This is a genomic window from Brevibacillus sp. NL20B1 (genome assembly GCF_018195675.1).
GTDB classification, from domain to species: Bacteria; Bacillota; Bacilli; order Brevibacillales; family Brevibacillaceae; genus Brevibacillus; species Brevibacillus aydinogluensis.
Genome location: NZ_JAGTPT010000036.1, coordinates 13,178 through 28,367, shown reverse-complemented (window position 1 = coordinate 28,367; position 15,190 = coordinate 13,178). Strand labels below are relative to the sequence as shown.

15 protein-coding genes are annotated in these 15,190 nt (G+C 59.1%); 11 read left to right on the top strand and 4 right to left on the bottom strand.

Going from position 1 to position 15,190, the window contains the following annotated elements:
- Positions 1-34: 34 nt before the first annotated feature.
- Entirely contained in the window at positions 35-679 is a 645-nt protein-coding gene (gene trmB, locus KDN35_RS18770) for a tRNA (guanosine(46)-N7)-methyltransferase TrmB (protein ID WP_171567494.1), read from the bottom strand.
- A 463-nt stretch (positions 680-1,142) separates the two neighbouring features.
- On the opposite strand from trmB, the gene KDN35_RS18765 reads away from it, so the two are divergent.
- Both KDN35_RS18765 and menC read left to right on the top strand, forming a co-directional pair.
- The gene (locus tag KDN35_RS18765) at positions 1,143-1,646 is read left to right on the top strand and encodes a C40 family peptidase (protein WP_171567495.1); all 504 of its coding nucleotides are present in this window, start codon (positions 1,143-1,145) and stop codon (positions 1,644-1,646) included.
- Between the two features lie 160 nt (positions 1,647-1,806).
- Positions 1,807-2,922 carry an o-succinylbenzoate synthase gene (gene menC, locus KDN35_RS18760; RefSeq protein ID WP_171567496.1) on the top strand — a complete coding sequence of 372 codons (1,116 nt, stop codon included), beginning with the start codon at positions 1,807-1,809 and terminating at the stop codon, positions 2,920-2,922.
- Positions 2,923-2,974: 52 nt separating this feature from the next.
- On the opposite strand, the gene ilvD is transcribed toward menC, so the two are convergent.
- Positions 2,975-4,651, bottom strand: coding sequence for a dihydroxy-acid dehydratase (gene ilvD, locus KDN35_RS18755; protein WP_311837765.1), 1,677 nt, complete (start codon positions 4,649-4,651; stop codon positions 2,975-2,977).
- Between the two features lie 204 nt (positions 4,652-4,855).
- Here ilvD and KDN35_RS18750 point away from each other — a divergent pair, with 204 nt between their 5' ends.
- Positions 4,856-5,326, top strand: a complete 471-nt coding sequence (locus KDN35_RS18750) for a PaaI family thioesterase (protein WP_212133579.1) — start codon at positions 4,856-4,858, stop codon at positions 5,324-5,326.
- 76 nt (positions 5,327-5,402) lie between these two features.
- On the opposite strand, the gene KDN35_RS18745 is transcribed toward KDN35_RS18750, so the two are convergent.
- On the bottom strand, positions 5,403-5,780 hold the full coding sequence (locus KDN35_RS18745; protein ID WP_171567498.1) for a hypothetical protein: 378 nt from the start codon (positions 5,778-5,780) through the stop codon (positions 5,403-5,405).
- Between the two features lie 204 nt (positions 5,781-5,984).
- Between KDN35_RS18745 and KDN35_RS18740 the strand changes: the two genes are divergently transcribed.
- The 8 genes from KDN35_RS18740 to cysC all read left to right on the top strand — a co-directional run bounded on the left by KDN35_RS18740 (position 5,985) and on the right by cysC (position 13,798).
- The gene (locus KDN35_RS18740; RefSeq protein WP_171567499.1) at positions 5,985-6,761 is read left to right on the top strand and encodes an inositol monophosphatase family protein; all 777 of its coding nucleotides are present in this window, start codon (positions 5,985-5,987) and stop codon (positions 6,759-6,761) included.
- Between the two features lie 273 nt (positions 6,762-7,034).
- Positions 7,035-7,826: a sirohydrochlorin chelatase gene (locus KDN35_RS18735; protein WP_212133578.1), complete on the top strand. Its 792-nt coding sequence runs from the start codon at positions 7,035-7,037 to the stop codon at positions 7,824-7,826.
- Complete coding sequence (locus KDN35_RS18730) at positions 7,810-9,426, top strand: nitrite/sulfite reductase (RefSeq protein ID WP_212133577.1); 1,617 nt, start codon at positions 7,810-7,812, stop codon at positions 9,424-9,426. Before KDN35_RS18735 ends, KDN35_RS18730 begins: the two co-directional genes overlap by 17 nt.
- A 22-nt stretch (positions 9,427-9,448) precedes the next feature.
- Positions 9,449-9,682 carry a DUF3906 family protein gene (locus tag KDN35_RS18725; protein WP_171567502.1) on the top strand — a complete coding sequence of 78 codons (234 nt, stop codon included), beginning with the start codon at positions 9,449-9,451 and terminating at the stop codon, positions 9,680-9,682.
- Positions 9,683-9,789: 107 nt separating this feature from the next.
- Positions 9,790-11,289 (top strand): uroporphyrinogen-III C-methyltransferase, encoded by a 1,500-nt coding sequence (gene cobA / locus KDN35_RS18720; protein ID WP_212133576.1) that lies wholly within the window; start codon positions 9,790-9,792, stop codon positions 11,287-11,289.
- Positions 11,273-12,016: a phosphoadenylyl-sulfate reductase gene (locus tag KDN35_RS18715; protein WP_212133573.1), complete on the top strand. Its 744-nt coding sequence runs from the start codon at positions 11,273-11,275 to the stop codon at positions 12,014-12,016. The genes cobA and KDN35_RS18715 overlap by 17 nt, the downstream gene beginning before the upstream one ends.
- A 6-nt stretch (positions 12,017-12,022) precedes the next feature.
- Positions 12,023-13,165 (top strand): sulfate adenylyltransferase, encoded by a 1,143-nt coding sequence (gene sat / locus KDN35_RS18710; RefSeq protein WP_171567505.1) that lies wholly within the window; start codon positions 12,023-12,025, stop codon positions 13,163-13,165.
- 18 nt (positions 13,166-13,183) lie between these two features.
- Positions 13,184-13,798 carry an adenylyl-sulfate kinase gene (gene cysC, locus KDN35_RS18705; RefSeq protein WP_212133571.1) on the top strand — a complete coding sequence of 205 codons (615 nt, stop codon included), beginning with the start codon at positions 13,184-13,186 and terminating at the stop codon, positions 13,796-13,798.
- Positions 13,799-13,868: 70 nt separating this feature from the next.
- Here cysC and KDN35_RS18700 read toward each other — a convergent pair whose 3' ends face one another.
- Positions 13,869-15,122 carry a hypothetical protein gene (locus KDN35_RS18700; RefSeq protein ID WP_171567507.1) on the bottom strand — a complete coding sequence of 418 codons (1,254 nt, stop codon included), beginning with the start codon at positions 15,120-15,122 and terminating at the stop codon, positions 13,869-13,871.
- Positions 15,123-15,190: the final 68 nt, after the last annotated feature.

Genomic DNA, 15,190 nt, shown 5'->3' with positions numbered 1-15,190 from the left:
GATTCTGTTTCTGATTGTCGGCTGCCGGCGTGTGCTACTCCGGCAGGTAAATGGCTTCCGTCCGGTAGATGCGCTGTCCGCGCGAGGAGAAGCGCTCCTCGTACTCGGTCATCACATTGTCCTCGGCAAATGGCGAATGGTGCAGGTCAAATGTGATGTGGCGCAGCTGAAAACGCTGGTCCGAAAATTGGTTGAGCGAGAACTCAAACAACTGTTCGTTGTCCGTTTTCAGGTGAATCTCTCCGTACGGCTTCAGCACCTGTTTGTACCCCATCAGAAAGTTGGCGTGGGTGAGGCGCCGTTTGGCGTGCCGCTTCTTCGGCCAGGGATCGCTGAAGTTGAGGTAGATGCGGGACACTTCGCCCGGTGCGAACAGGTCAGACAGGTTTGCCGCATTGTACTGGACAAAGGCCAGATTGGGGATTGCCCGCTTCTCCGTCCGCTGGGCGGCGCGCAGGATTACCTCCGCCTTCAATTCCACGGCGATGAAGTTGATGTCCGGATGTTTTTCGGCCAGCGTGTTGATAAACCGCCCTTTGCCACAGCCAATTTCCACATGAATGGGACGGTCGTTGCCAAACCGCTCGCTCCATTTGCCGCGATAGGAGTCCGGGAAGTCCACAAACGTGGGATATTCGCGCAGGGCCTCTTCGGCCCCAGGGATGTTGCGCAGTCGCATGAAAACATGAACCTCCTCTTTACCCGACACGCGCGCTTTCTCAGCACGCTGCCCATGACAAGCTCCTATATACTGTACGACGAGTCGGTCCAGGTTGCAAGCATTCATCCAGGCAGACAGGTTACTTACAAATAGTTCCAGTTATTCTGCGATCAATATGGAATGTGTTGGGAATCATCCGGGACAAAAGCCGTATGGCGGTTGAACAAATGAAGATAATGCTGGACAAAATTGGCATACAGGGGTAGCAGTTTTTGGAAAACGGGAATGAAAAAAGGAAGCAGGATTCCCCGCCGCTATGGGAACGACAGTGTCAAGTAGAAATAGCTGACAGCCACGATCGGCGGAATTGCCAGGAATTTGACAATTATCAACCGGTGACGCGATGGTAGAGTAGAGGACAAGCGTGAAATCGGCGATCGATTTTTCAACAAGGATTTTGCAACAAGGGAGGAGAAACAGCATGAAACTTCGCAAAACGCTTGTCGCCATTTTGTTGGGTACAGCCCTCGGCGTCACCGGGGTGGTGGCTCCACTTCCCGGCAACCACGGTGTGGCTGAGGCAAAATGGACCCAATCCCGGGCGGATAAAGTCATTCAAGTGGGTACCAAATATCTCGGCACGCCGTATAAATTCGGCTCGAAAAGCAGCACGACGCGCACGTTTGACTGCTCGTCGTTTGTTCAGCGCGTCTACCGTGAAGCGCTGGGAATCAGCCTGCCGCGCACATCCCGTTCGCAGGCGAAAGTCGGGGTCAAAGTATCCAAGAGCAGCTTGAAAAAGGGCGATCTGGTCTTCTTCCGCTCGTCCGGCAGCAAACCGACATCCACCTATATCACGCACGTGGCGATCTACGCCGGCGACAACAAACTGCTGCATACCTACGGCAAACCGGGCGTGACGTATACCAAATTCCGCGGCACGTCGTGGGAGAAACGCTTCGTTACGGCTCGCCGCGTCCTGTAACAACCGAATCGGGAAATAATGATGCGGTCATAACAACGAGCCGTTTGATTTTGGAAAATTTGAAATTGAATGATTCCCCGCCGGACCTCCCTGTGGTATAAAGAGAGTGCAATCACCAGCAGGCTGTCAAATACCACTGGGGGAAAGGAAGTCTGGTAGCATGAACGCCGAAAAGATCGTGCTCCGCAAGATGAGCATGCAGTTAAAAGCGCCGTTTCAAACCAGCTTTGGCACCGAGATCATCCGCGATTTTATCCTGGTGGAGGTTCACACCAAGGATTTTGTCGGCTACGGGGAGTGCGTCGTTTCCGGCAAACCGCTCTACAGCGAGGAGACGGTGGGAACGGCATGGCACATGATGGAGGATTTCCTCGTGCCGATGCTGTTTGAATACGGGGAGATCGCCCATCCCGACGAGGTGGGGCGCCTGTTTGCCCCGATTCGCCGCAACAACATGGCCAAATCCGCTCTCGAAGGCGCGTACTGGGACTTGTACGCCAAACAGCAGGGGATTCCGCTGGCCCGAGCGCTGGGCGGCACCAAGGACAGGATCGAGGTGGGCGTCAGCCTGGGGATCGAGGCGGACATCAACGATTTGTTCCGCAACGTGGAGAAATACCTGGAGCTGGGCTACCGCCGGATGAAAATCAAGATTGCGCCGGGCAGGGACGTGGAGGTGATCCGCGCGCTGCGCCAGCGATTCGGCGACATTCCGATGATGGCCGACGCCAACTCCGCCTACACCCTGAACGACGTGGATGTGCTGAAGCAGTTGGACGAGTTTGATCTGATGATGATCGAACAGCCGCTGGCCCACGACGACATCATCGACCACGCCAAGCTGCAGCGGGAACTGAAGACGCCGATCTGTCTGGACGAAAGCATCCACTCGTACGAGGATGCGCGCAAAGCGATTGAGCTGGGCAGCACGCGGATTATCAACATGAAGGTGGGCCGCGTCGGCGGACTGTCGGAGGCGAAACGGATTCACGACCTCTGCGTGGAAAAGGGGATTCCGCTCTGGTGCGGGGGCATGCTGGAATCGGGCATCGGCCGGGCGCACAACATCGCCGTAACCACTCTGCCCAATTTTACGCTGCCTGGCGACACGGCGGGCTCGTCGCGCTACTGGCAGGAAGACATCATCGACCCCTGGGTGGAAGTGGCCGCCGACGGCACGATTGCCGTTCCCGAGGCGCCGGGGATCGGATTTGCGCCGGTGCCGGAGCTGTTGGACAAGTACACGACGGCGGTCCGTGTGCTGACGAGATCTTGATCAAACGTACGGGCACCTCTTTGTGAGGTGCCCGTGTTGTTTTGGACCGAAATCAGATTTTCAGCACGCCGCCCTGGCTGGCGTTGGTCACCAGCTTGGAGTAGCGGGCCAGGTAGCCGGTTTTTACCTTTGGCTCGAAGCCGTTCCAGTTGGCCCGGCGGCGCTCCAGTTCCTCGGGAGAGACATGCAGGTGGATGGAGCGCTCCTCCAGGTCGATGCTGATGATGTCCCCATCCTGGACGAAGGCGAGCGGTCCGCCTTCCGCCGCTTCCGGTGAGACGTGGCCGATGCTGATGCCGCGGGAGGCGCCGGAGAATCGGCCGTCGGTGATGAGGGCCACTTCTTTGCCCAGCCCCATGCCGACGATCTGGGAGGTCGGCGCCAGCATTTCAGGCATGCCGGGGCCGCCCTTGGGGCCTTCGTAGCGGATGACGACCACGTGGCCCGGCTTGATCTTGCCGCCCGCGATGCCGGCCAACGCTTCATCCTGCGAGTCGAAACAAATGGCCGGTCCCTCGTGCCGCTTGATCGACGGGTCCACGCCGCCCGTCTTGATGATTGCGCCCTGCGGCGCCAAATTGCCGAACAGGACGGAGAGGCCGCCCGACTCGCTGTACGGGTTGTCCAAACGGCGGATGACCTTGTCGTCCTTGATCTCCGCCTCGGCGATGTTTTCCCCCAGTGTCTTGCCGGTGACGGTGATGCGCTCCAGGTGCAGCGTCCCCGGCTTTTTGGCGATTTCCTTCAGGATGGCCGATACGCCGCCCGCGTTGTGGCAGTCCTCGATGTGGTAGTCGGAGGCGGGGGCCAGCTTGCACAGGTGCGGGACGCGTTTGGCCACTTCGTTGATGCGCTCGATCGGGTACTCGATGCCCGCTTCCTGCGCGATGGCGAGCGTGTGCAGCACCGTGTTGGTGGAGCCGCCCATCGCCATGTCCAGCGCGAATGCGTCGTCGATCGCTTCCAGCGTGACGATGTCGCGCGGTTTGATGTCGCGTTCGATCAGCTCCATCAGCTTTTTCGCTGATGCTTTGACCAGTTCCCGGCGCTCCGGCGAGACGGCGAGAATCGTGCCGTTTCCGGGGAGCGCGAGGCCCAGGACTTCCGCCAGACAGTTCATCGAGTTGGCCGTAAACATCCCGGAACAGGAGCCGCAGGACGGACAGCCGTACTGCTCCAGTTCTTCCAGCTGCTTGTCGTCGATCAGGCCGGCCTGGTAGGCGCCGACGCCTTCAAAGACGGACGAGAGCGAGATGGAGCGGCCATCGCTGGTTTTGCCCGCTCTCATCGGGCCGCCGGTTACAAAAATGGTGGGAATGTTGACCCGCAGCGCGCCCATCATCATGCCGGGTGTGATCTTGTCGCAGTTGGGAATGCAGATCATGCCGTCAAACCAGTGAGCGGAGACGACCGTCTCCAGGCTGTCGGCGATAATTTCCCGGCTGGGCAGGGAGTACCGCATGCCGATGTGTCCCATGGCGATGCCGTCGTCCACGCCGATCGTGTTGAATTCAAACGGTACGCCGCCCGCCTCCCGCACGGCTTCCTTGACGAGCCGGCCAAACTCCTGCAGGTGCACATGGCCGGGAATGATGTCGATGTACGAGTTGCAGATGGCGATAAACGGTTTGTCAAAATCCTCTTCTTTTACTCCGGCCGCGCGCAGCAGACTGCGGTGGGGGGCGCGGTCAAAGCCTTTCTTGATCATGTCGCTTCTACGTTTGACCACTATGAAAAACTCCTTTCCAGTCAAAAACCTGCCGTGTTTTGAACTATCTTATCACTTTTTCACAAGTACAAACAACCGTAAGAGTCTGAACATTCGCTCAGAAAGACGGCTGCTCAGCGCGGGTGAAAAAGCGGAACGTGAAATCGCGTCGGCGTTGTTTTAGAATAAGGAAGTGAATGCTATTTTTGCGTGGAGTGAACAGAGATGAACGAAGAGTGGAAAGCGATCTGGGAAGAAGGGAGTGACGAGGAGCGGCAGATACTGGAACTGGCCCTGCAGGCCATCCGGCAGCGGCGGGAGCGGAACAGCGCCTTTCTGTCCGGATTTCTCGGCTTGAAGGGCGAATTTGTCGATGCAAACACGTACCGTTTTGATGTGCCGCTGACGCCGTTCATGCACAACTCGCTGGGCGTCGTTCACGGCGGCATCCTGGCGACGCTGATTGACTCGGCGATGGGTTCCCTGATCAACCGCAGCCTGCCCCCCGACCGGTACGCGGTGACGACCGAACTGAAGACCAACTACCTGCGTCCGGGCAAAGGGCAGCGGCTGCGTGCGGAAGCCAGTTTTCTGCATCGCGGGCAGACGCTGGTCGTGATGCAGGGCAGCGTGTACGACGAACAGGACCGGCTGATCGCTCACGGCACCGGCACGTTCATCGTCCTGAAACGGTAGGGACATGCAGGCGAAAGCGGGCCGCGAAAAACGAAGCATCCCTGGGCACGCCGGGGCGGCATAGAGGTGTTTTACGTTACGTGATCGCCACGAGCCCGCTGTATTGGGCGATGTACGACAGCATTTTGGCAGAGAGCGGGACGATGAACTCCATGTTTTCCCGTTCGACGACGCCCGAGCGGGTGACGATGCGGGCCCACTTTACGGACAGCTTGTAGTAATCGGAGCCAAACGCGGATTGAATGACTTCGTTTTGGCGACGAAAGGAGATCGGTGAGCTGTCCAGCTTTACCGGCACCATGCTGACGATGTCATGCAAAAACAGGTGGTAGGTCATGTGCGGCTTTTGAAATACCAGTTCTTTGCTGGTGACGGAGCAGCCCAGGTTTTTGTTCATCTGGGTCAGCTTCAGTTCGCCTTCCAGATTTTTCAGACGAATAAAATCGTTGTTCATGTGGTTTCCCCTCCTGCGGCAGAAGGACCCGTCTTGTAAGCAGGGAACGGGATTCCGCCCGATATTGGCTTGCGCGGGCGCAAAGGCGACCGCCAAGCGGCTGTTGGGGCCTCGAAAACGGGTGTCTCTTAATCATAGGAAAAAAACCGGGAGAAGCGCAAGGGAAAACCATGGATGAGGACAGAGAAAAGGAGATGGAGCATCATGCTGGACATTGCCAAGGAAGCCGCAAGCCAGGCGGGCGCGTATTTGCAGGAGCGGTTTTTGGAGCGTCTCGTGCCCGATGAGGAACTGCACAACGACGTCAAGCTGCCGGAAGACAAGGAGAGCGAACGGCGCATCATCGAGGTGCTGCGCCGTCATCTTCCCGGACATGCGATCTATTCCGAAGAGATCGGCATGGTGGAGGGCGACGAGGAATACCTCTGGATCGTCGACCCGCTGGACGGCACCAACAATTACTTTATCGGCTTTCCCTACTTCTCCGTCTCGATCGCCCTGCAGCACAGGGGCGAAGTCGTGCTGGGAGTGGTGTACAACCCGGTGGCCGGCCAGATGTTTTGGGCGGAAAAGGGCAACGGGGCGTTTTTAAACGGCAGACGACTCGCCGTCAACGAGCGGGACGATTTGACGAGAGCGGTCGGCACGTACATTCGCGGCCGCAACACGGTGACCAAGGAGGAAGAGTGGGCGTTTACCCGTCCGTTCGCGCTGAACACCAAGCGGCTGATGCGCAACATCGCTCCCGCCCTGGACTGGTGTCTCCTGGCAAACGGATGGCTGGACTACATCGTCATGCAGCGCTCCGGCATCATGGATGTGGCCGCCGGCATCCTGATTGCCCAAGAGGCGGGGGCGATCATAACCGATTGGGAAGGGAACCCGTACCGGCACGCGTCGTTCAGCGCTGATCATTTCCCATCGCTGGTGGCCAGCAACGGCCGGATTCACGAGCGGATATGCGGTTTGATTGGCGGATAGGCGGCGCTGATCAGCTACTAGGTGCGCAAAAGAAAAAGCTGAACAGGGCGGCGGATTCATGGAGACGATCGGGAATCGGCTGCCGGCCGGTAAAGTGTTGAATGGTTGTGACAAAACGCCGTGTGTGTATAGGCTTCTGCGAACAAAGCATGCGGTGCCGTTCGCGTTGGGCCATGCATGCCCGGTCTTTTTTTGTTGACGGCCGGAACGAATGACACTATAATTCCAAGTAACTATATAGGAATTATACATCATTGAGAAAGGGGGATTTGCATGACCGATGCGGCCGTGCTGGTCATCGCCCACGGCTCGCCCGACCCTCATTGGATGGAACGGGTGGAAGAAGCGGTCCGTCCCTACTGCCGCCAGATGTTGATTCGAGTCGCCTACTTGGACGGGGTGGAGGGGCGTGGCATTGCCGATGAGGTAGAGCGTCTGGAGCGGGCAGGGGTGGAAACGATCGCCGCCGTGCCGCTGTTTGTCACCGCCGGGAGCACCCACGTCAGCGAAATCAGGGGGATGCTCGGGCTGGAGCCGGATGCCATAACGCCAAACGTCAAGCCTGTCGCCACGCGGGCTCGGTTTCTCTGGTGTCAGCCGCTGGAGGACCATCCGCTGGTGGAGCAGATCGTCTGCGAGCGGCTGCGGGCTCTGTCCGTCGATCCTCACCGCGAAGCGCTCCTGCTCGTCGGACACGGTAGCGACCTGCCAGGGTATCGGGAACGCTGGGAGCGCCTTTTGCACCGCTTGACGTTCCGCCTGCAAAACCGCTTTTACTTCTCTGCCGCGGGCTATGCCACGCTGCGGCCGGATACGGTCGCGACCCGCGCCCGGCAGCTTGCATCCTGCGGGGAGCTGGTCGTGCTGCCGCTGTTTGTCAGCCAGGGGTATTTTACCCGCCGTGCTCTGCCGGAGCGGCTGGCAGGGGTGTCCTACCGGTACGACGGCAGCGCGTATCTGCCTCACCCGCTGATTGGCGAATGGATCGTACAGTCGGCAAAGACGGCGTTTTTGTTGGACTATCAAACGCAAAGGAGCGTGATTGGCGATGGCCAAGCAACGTAAATGGAAATGGGCGGATGATCCCAATCTGAACAAAGTGGAGCTGACCAAGCTGGAAAAAGACGGGTTGGACGTGATCGAGACAATTATCAACACCTATTCCAAGCAGGGGTACGACTCCATCGAAGCATCCGATTTCGACCGGTTCAAGTGGGCGGGCGTCTACCAACAACGGCCCAAAGAAGGCTATTTCATGATGCGGGTGCGCATTCCTGGCGGGATTTTGACCAGTGAACAGGCCCGTGTGCTGGCCGGCATCGCCCGCGATTACGGCCGCGATCTCGTAGATGTGACGACGCGGCAGGCCATTCAATTTCACTGGCTGACGGTGGAGTCGCTCGCCGACATCTTCGAACGGCTGGGCGCCGTTGGTCTTTCCTCGTTTGAAGCGTGCGGCGACTGTCCGCGGACGATCATGGGCAACCCGCTCGCCGGCATCGATCCGCATGAAGTGATTGACACGCGTCCGATCGTCAAAAAATTGGAGCAATTCTTTTTGCTCAATCGGGATTTTTCCAACCTGCCGCGCAAGTACAAGATGTCGATCTCGGCCAACGTGTACAATGCGGCTCACGCGCAAATCAACGACCTGGCGTTTACCCCGGCGAAAAAGACGATCGGTGGAGAAGAGGTGATCGGCTTCCACGTCTGGGTCGGCGGCGGCCTGTCGGCCAAACCGTACCTGGCGCAGCAGTTGGATGTCTTCGTCCGCCCGGAAGAGGTGGTCAAGGTGGCGGCCGGCGTCACCACGCTGTTCCGCGACTACGGTTACCGGTACAAACGGACCCATGCCCGGCTCAAGTTCCTGGTCGCCGACTGGGGAGCGGAGCGGTTCAAGGAAGAGCTGCTGAAGCTGACCGGCGAACTGGAGACGAGAGGAGAAGACCTGCTGAAGGGCTGGAACGCCGGTTACTTTTACGGCATTCACGAGCAGCGGCAGAAAGGCTTTTACTACGCCGGGCTGTCGGTGCCCATCGGCCGCATGAACGCGGATGAACTGCTGGAACTGGCCCGGCTGGCGGACGAGTACGGCGACGGAACGATTGGCACCTGCAACACGCAAAACGTGCTGATCCGCAACATTCCGGCGGAAAAAGTGGAGGCGTTCCGGGCTGAGCCGATCGTGGTCAACCGGTTCAAGCTGGAGCCCAACACGTTTGTCGGGTATGCCGTCTCCTGCACGGGGATCGAATACTGCAACCTGGCGATCGTGGAGACCAAGGAACGGATGCGGGCGCTGGCGGAGTACCTGGATGCGACCGTGCCGCTGGATACACCGCTGCGCATCCACATGGTGGGGTGTCCCAACTCGTGCGGCCAGCGGCAGATCGCCGACATCGGTCTGCAAGGGGCATTGGTGAAAACGCCGGAGGGCATGGTTGACGCCTTTGACGTCCACGTCGGCGGCACGCTGGAGGACCCCCGTTTTAACCAAAAGCTGAAGGCGCGCATTACCGCCGACAAACTGGGACCGTTCCTGGCACAGCTCATCACCGCCTACAAGAACGAGCGGCTGGAAGGGGAGCCGTACTGGCGTTACGTGGAACGCGTCGGCATCGAGGAGATTCAGCGGCAGGTGGACGAGATTTTGCAGACAGCGTAAGCGGTGCCGAGGAGGAGACGAGATGGCGGAAGAGCAAGCGGAAACGTTTTTGTACAAATTGGAAGCGGAACTGGCGGACCGGCTGTTGACGATCGTGGTTGTCGCACAGTCGGACGAACGGGCGTTTAGCGCAGCGGAGAACAACATTCTCCGGCACACGGTGGCGCCGCCGCAGATCAAACAGCTCAGCCTGGTGGAAAAAAAGCCGTTGGGGCGGCAGGGCGTGGGCTATGTGATTGAAACGGCGCAGTTTTGACAGGCAAAGGCGCGGCGGTTGCGGCCCGCCGCGTTTTGAGGGAGCAGTGATCAGCGGCGCGCCTTGCCGCGTCAGACAAGGAACGGGTACAGCTAGGAGGGCGGTTGATGAAAAAGACAGGCAGCGTCATGTTTGTGGGGGCTGGCCCGGGTGATCCCAAGCTGCTCACGATTAAAGGCAAGGAGGCGATCAAACGGGCGGATGTGGTCGTGTACGACCGGCTGGCCAATCCGCTGCTGCTCGCCCACGCCAAACCAGACGTCCGGCTGATCTACGTCGGCAAGGAAGCGGATCGTCACTCGCTTCCCCAGGAGGAAATAAACCGGCTGCTCGTACGGGAAGCGCAGCAGGGCAGCCTGGTCGTCAGGCTGAAAGGCGGCGATCCGAGCATTTTCGGTCGGGTTGGCGAGGAGGCGGAAGTGTGCCGGCAGGCAGGGATTCCGTTTGAGATCGTGCCTGGCATCACTTCGGGCGTGGCAGCTCCGCTGTACGCGGGGATTCCGCTGACGCACCGGGAGTACAACTCGGCAGTAGCGTTTCTCACCGGCCATCAGTGCGAGCAAAACGCGGGCAGGGAGTTGGACTGGGCGGCGCTGGCCGCGATGGAAACGCTGGTGATTTACATGGGCGTTAAAAACTTGCCGCACATCCGGGAGCGCCTGCTGGCGCACGGCAAACCGGCCGATACGCCGGTTGCAATGGTGCGTTGGGGCACGCTCAGCGAGCAGCAGACGCTGGTCGGTCCGCTCTCCACCATCGATCGGCAGGCGGCGGAGGCGAAGTTTCACGCGCCGGCGATCATCGTCATCGGCGAGGTGGTCAGACTGCGCGATACACTCGAGTGGTACGAAACAAAGCCGCTGTTCGGCTTGACGGTGGCCGCGGCCGCCGGCGATCCGGAGCAGGAAGACCGTTTGTTGGCGGAGTTGGAATCGCTGGGGGCCGACGTCCTGCCGGTGGCAGTCGAAGCGCGGGCAGCGGAGGCTGATGCAGACGCGGAACGCCTGACCGATGAGCTTCTGGCATGCCGGTGGCTGGTATTTGCCGACGAGCGGCAGGTGGACTTCTTTTTTCGCACGCTTCGTGAACGGCGGATCGATCTTCGCCGGATCAAGGCCCGGATTGCTGCACGCGGCGAGCGGACTGCCCAGGCGCTCGAAAGCCGGGGGTTGCCGGCAGAGCGGCTGTTTGCCGCAGACGAACCGCTTGCCGCCGTCTCCCAAAACCTGCCGCTCGACCAGGGAGACCGGGTGCTGTGCCTGAGCGGCGGACCGAGCGGGATCGCTGCGTCTGCGGACGGGGTGGTTTGGCGCACGGCTTCCGCAGGCCGGCTGGCATGGGTCGACACCCATCCTGCTGCCCCGCTGCTGCGGGCCCGGCGATTTGACTGGCTGGCTGCGGATGATCCGTACCATCTGGAGGCGCTGGCGCAGTTTGCCGGGGAAGAGTGGCAGAATCAGCCGCTGCTCTGTGTCGGTGAAGAGACGGCTGCCCGTGCCCGTTCCATGGGCTGGAGGCAGGCAGTGTCATGTGAGCGGGGAGCAGCGTGCGTCGTGAGAGCAGTTCGTTCAACGAACAAGGAGGAGGCATATGAACTGGAATTATGAATCGGTGACGGATGCCGAGCTCGCCAAGGTCAACCGGGAGATGGAGGGCAAAGACGCGCTGGACGTGATCAAGTGGGCGTACGGCACGTTCGGCGATGACCTCGTGTACGCCTGCAGCTTTGGCGCGGAAGGCATCGTGCTGCTTGACCTGATCAGCAAGGTGAAGCCGGATGCTTCCGTTTTTTTCCTCGACACCCATCTTCATTTTGCCGAAACGTACGACCTGATCAAACGGGTCCGGGAGCGCTTCCCAACGTTGAAGATCACGATCAAGGAACCGGCGCTTTCCTTGGCCGAACAGGCGGCCGCTTACGGGGAGGCGCTGTGGGAGCGGCAGCCCGACCAGTGCTGTCACCTGCGCAAGGTGGAGCCGTTGGCGTCAGTGCTGGAGGGGGCGGTCGCCTGGTTGTCCGGTCTGCGGCGGGAACAGTCGCCGACGCGGGCCCACGTCCAATACATCAACCGTGACGATCGCTTCCGTTCGCTCAAGGTGTGTCCGCTGATTCACTGGACGTGGGAGGAGGTATGGCTGTATATCCGCACGTTTGACCTGCCGTACAATCCGCTGCACGACCAGGGATACCCGAGCATCGGATGCGCTCCCTGTACGCGCGCGGTTCGGGAAGGCGAGGATGCGCGTGCAGGCCGCTGGGCCAATACGGGCAAGACGGAATGCGGCCTGCACGTCGCGCCCGCTTCGGCAACTCGATCGAATCCAAAGGAGTGAAGAACCATGACAACAAGCCAACCACACGGCGGCACACTGATCAACCGGTTCAATCCGGAAGCAGACCTCACGCTGGCAGTGCGCGAGGTGGAACTGGATGCGTTTGCGCTGGCCGACCTGGAGTTGATAGCCATCGGGGCGTACAGCCCGCTCACCGGCTTTATGGAGCGGGGGGATTATGAATCGGTCGTAGAGCGGATGCGGCTTGCCAACGGGCTGGTGTGGAGCATTCCCGTCACGCTGCCCGTTGCGGAAGAGGATGCGGCCGGACTGAAGGTCGGCGATTCCGTGCGGCTGTCGCACCAAGGAACCGTATACGGCCTCTTGGAAGTGCGCGATATCTACCGTCCGGACAAACAGGTGGAAGCCCGTCAGGTGTACGGCACCGACGAAATCAAACACCCGGGGGTAAAAAAGCTGCTGGAGCGTCCGAATGTGTATCTCGGCGGTCCGATTACACTGGTGAAACGGCCTGACAAAGGCGTGTTCGCCGCTCATACCCTTGACCCGGCCGAGACCAGAAAGCGGTTTGCCGAGCGGGGCTGGAAGACCGTGGTCGGCTTCCAGACGCGCAATCCCGTTCACCGTGCGCACGAGTACATCCAAAAGTCGGCATTGGAAATCGTCGACGGCCTGCTCCTCCATCCGCTGGTCGGCGAGACAAAGGCGGATGACATCCCTGCCGTCGTCCGCATGGAAAGTTACCAGGTGCTGCTGCGCCACTACTATCCGCCTGAACGCGTGCAGCTCGCCGTGTTTCCCGCCGCAATGCGGTACGCTGGACCGCGCGAGGCGATCTTTCACGCGATGGTGCGAAAAAACTACGGCTGCACCCACTTTATCGTCGGCCGGGATCATGCCGGTGTAGGGAATTACTACGGCACGTACGACGCGCAGCGCATCTTTCTGAACTTCACGCCGGAAGAACTGGGCATTACGCCGCTGTTCTTTGAAAACAGCTTCTACTGCCGTGCCTGCGGCAGCATGGCCTCCAGCAAGACCTGCCCGCACGGAGCAGAACATCATGTGGCGTTGTCCGGCACCAAGGTGCGGGAGATGCTCTCCCGCGGAGAAGCGCCGCCGCCGGAGTTCAGCCGTCCGGAAGTCGCCAAGGTCCTGATCGAAGGACTGCAGGCGCTGTCCGTCTGACAGAGGGGAGGAAATGCGATGAGCAAAGCGAACGCCCATGTGGTTTGGCATCCGACGACAGTGACGAAGGCGGACCGCCAACGGCAAAACGGCCACAAAAGCTGTATCCTCTGGTTTACGGGACTGTCCGGCGCGGGCAAATCGACGCTGGCCAACGCCGTGGATCAGCAGCTCCACGAGCGCGGTCTGAAGAGTTACGTGCTGGACGGCGACAACATTCGGCACGGCCTGAATCGCGGGCTGGGGTTCAGCCCGGCTGACCGCAAGGAAAACATCCGGCGGATCGCCGAAGTGGCCAAGCTGTTCGTCGACGCCGGCGTGATCGTGCTGACGGCCTTTATCTCCCCGTTTCGCGAGGACCGCGAGTTGGCGAGGGGACTGGTGGAGCCGGACGAATTTGTGGAGATTTACGTCAAATGTCCGCTGGAGGAGTGCGAACGGCGCGATCCAAAAGGCTTGTACCGGAAGGCGAGAAGCGGAGAAATTGCCGAGTTTACCGGCATCACGTCTCCCTACGAAGAGCCGCTCTCCCCGGAGCTGATCGTGGAAAGCGGCACGCAGTCGGTAGAGGAGTCGGTCCAGATCGTCCTGCGCTATCTGGAAGAGCGGGGGATCATTCCGGCAAGCCGGTAGGCTGATTATAAAATATAATGAAAAAACAGGCATGGCGTTTTCGGCGCCATGCCTGTCATACGTTATCCGCTTACTTTTTCGTCTCCTGTTCCATTGCCTTGAACTGCTCCAGGGCCTGGTGCTCTTCCAGCGCTTTTTCTGCGAACACGCGCAGGAAGCCTTTTTCACGGAATGCGTCGAGCGCTTTTTTGTCTTGTTTCAGCTGGTCGAGCGTTACAGCGGCGTCTTTGGACGGAACGTCATACTTGGTCGCTTTGTTGAAGTTGTAGCTGTACTGATCCGATTCCAGCCCGATGGTCAGCGGCTGTTTCATTTCCGGAACCTGGAAGGTAACGTTCAGCGTGCTCTTTTGACGAACCGGCAGTTTTTCTTCGGTGATGTAGAAGTCCATGTTCAACGTCACGCCATGGAAGCCATTTTGTTTAGCCTTTTCCAGAAGTTGTTCCGGTGTCTGCTTTTTGCCCTCGGTATCCAGCCATTGCTTGGCTTTTGCCAGACCGGCGGTTACCATCGCTTCGGCGACTGCGCGTTTTTCCGCTTCGCTGGTTTTCTTTTCCGGGTTGAGCAGTTCTTCATTCAGGCTGTTGGAGAGCACCATCATTTCGATGGCGAACTTTTTGACCTCCTGGTTGGTTACCGCGTCGTTGGCGGTGTAGAAGAACATGTTGATCAGTTCTTTGGCGTCAAGATTCACGGCTACGTGGGTTGCCTTTACCTTTTCGCCGTTGGGCAGCTGCACGGTTTCGGTGCCCAGGTTTTTCGCATTGGACAGCTTGTAGCCGTATGTAGCGAAGTACTTCTTCATGAAGTCAATCGCCAGTTTGTTCATCTTGTCCTGATACTCTTTGATTTTGGCGGCATCCACTTTGACGTTTTCGCCAAGAGCAGCCGCGTTGATCACGTTGGTGTCAAACAGCAGGTACTTTTGATCCAGCGGCGTTTTTGCAAACAACTTGCCGTCGTTGATCACCACTTCCAGCGCGGCTTTTTTGTCGCCGGTCCAGAACTGTTTTTCGCGAAGCAGTTTGTCGTCGTTCACTTCCACATTGAACTTCATGTTTTTCGTGTCAAGCACTGTGCCTTTCACGGTTACGCCTGCTTGTACAGCGGCCAGGATTGCAGCAGATTCCTTGTCCTGCTGCTGTTTTCCAAGGGCGGCCGGCAGCTTGTCAATGTCGCCGGTCAATTTGATTGTTCCTTCAAAGTCGTAGTTATGTTTCTCCAGCGATGCCACCATGGCGTCACGCACGAGCGATGCTTCACCGGCGCAGCCGGTCAGCAGCAGCATCAGGGCGAGAAGCAGGGCACTGCCCTTTTTCCACATGTTTCTCATCCTCCCTTAGATTGTCTTTTCATTCCCAATATCTACTACGTTTTATGAAAAAAAAGGTT

Coding starts and splice junctions, on each gene's coding strand:
- KDN35_RS18750 (WP_212133579.1), top strand. CDS start 4,856: ATGAACGAAGAGTGGAAAGCGATCTGGGAAGAAGGGAGTGACGAGGAG.
- KDN35_RS18730 (WP_212133577.1), top strand. CDS start 7,810: ATGGCCAAGCAACGTAAATGGAAATGGGCGGATGATCCCAATCTGAAC.
- sat (WP_171567505.1), top strand. CDS start 12,023: ATGACAACAAGCCAACCACACGGCGGCACACTGATCAACCGGTTCAAT.
- KDN35_RS18700 (WP_171567507.1), bottom strand. CDS start 15,122: ATGTGGAAAAAGGGCAGTGCCCTGCTTCTCGCCCTGATGCTGCTGCTG.
- trmB (WP_171567494.1), bottom strand. CDS start 679: ATGCGACTGCGCAACATCCCTGGGGCCGAAGAGGCCCTGCGCGAATAT.
- KDN35_RS18745 (WP_171567498.1), bottom strand. CDS start 5,780: ATGAACAACGATTTTATTCGTCTGAAAAATCTGGAAGGCGAACTGAAG.
- KDN35_RS18735 (WP_212133578.1), top strand. CDS start 7,035: ATGACCGATGCGGCCGTGCTGGTCATCGCCCACGGCTCGCCCGACCCT.
- KDN35_RS18765 (WP_171567495.1), top strand. CDS start 1,143: ATGAAACTTCGCAAAACGCTTGTCGCCATTTTGTTGGGTACAGCCCTC.
- KDN35_RS18725 (WP_171567502.1), top strand. CDS start 9,449: ATGGCGGAAGAGCAAGCGGAAACGTTTTTGTACAAATTGGAAGCGGAA.
- cobA (WP_212133576.1), top strand. CDS start 9,790: ATGAAAAAGACAGGCAGCGTCATGTTTGTGGGGGCTGGCCCGGGTGAT.
- menC (WP_171567496.1), top strand. CDS start 1,807: ATGAACGCCGAAAAGATCGTGCTCCGCAAGATGAGCATGCAGTTAAAA.
- cysC (WP_212133571.1), top strand. CDS start 13,184: ATGAGCAAAGCGAACGCCCATGTGGTTTGGCATCCGACGACAGTGACG.
- KDN35_RS18740 (WP_171567499.1), top strand. CDS start 5,985: ATGCTGGACATTGCCAAGGAAGCCGCAAGCCAGGCGGGCGCGTATTTG.
- KDN35_RS18715 (WP_212133573.1), top strand. CDS start 11,273: ATGAACTGGAATTATGAATCGGTGACGGATGCCGAGCTCGCCAAGGTC.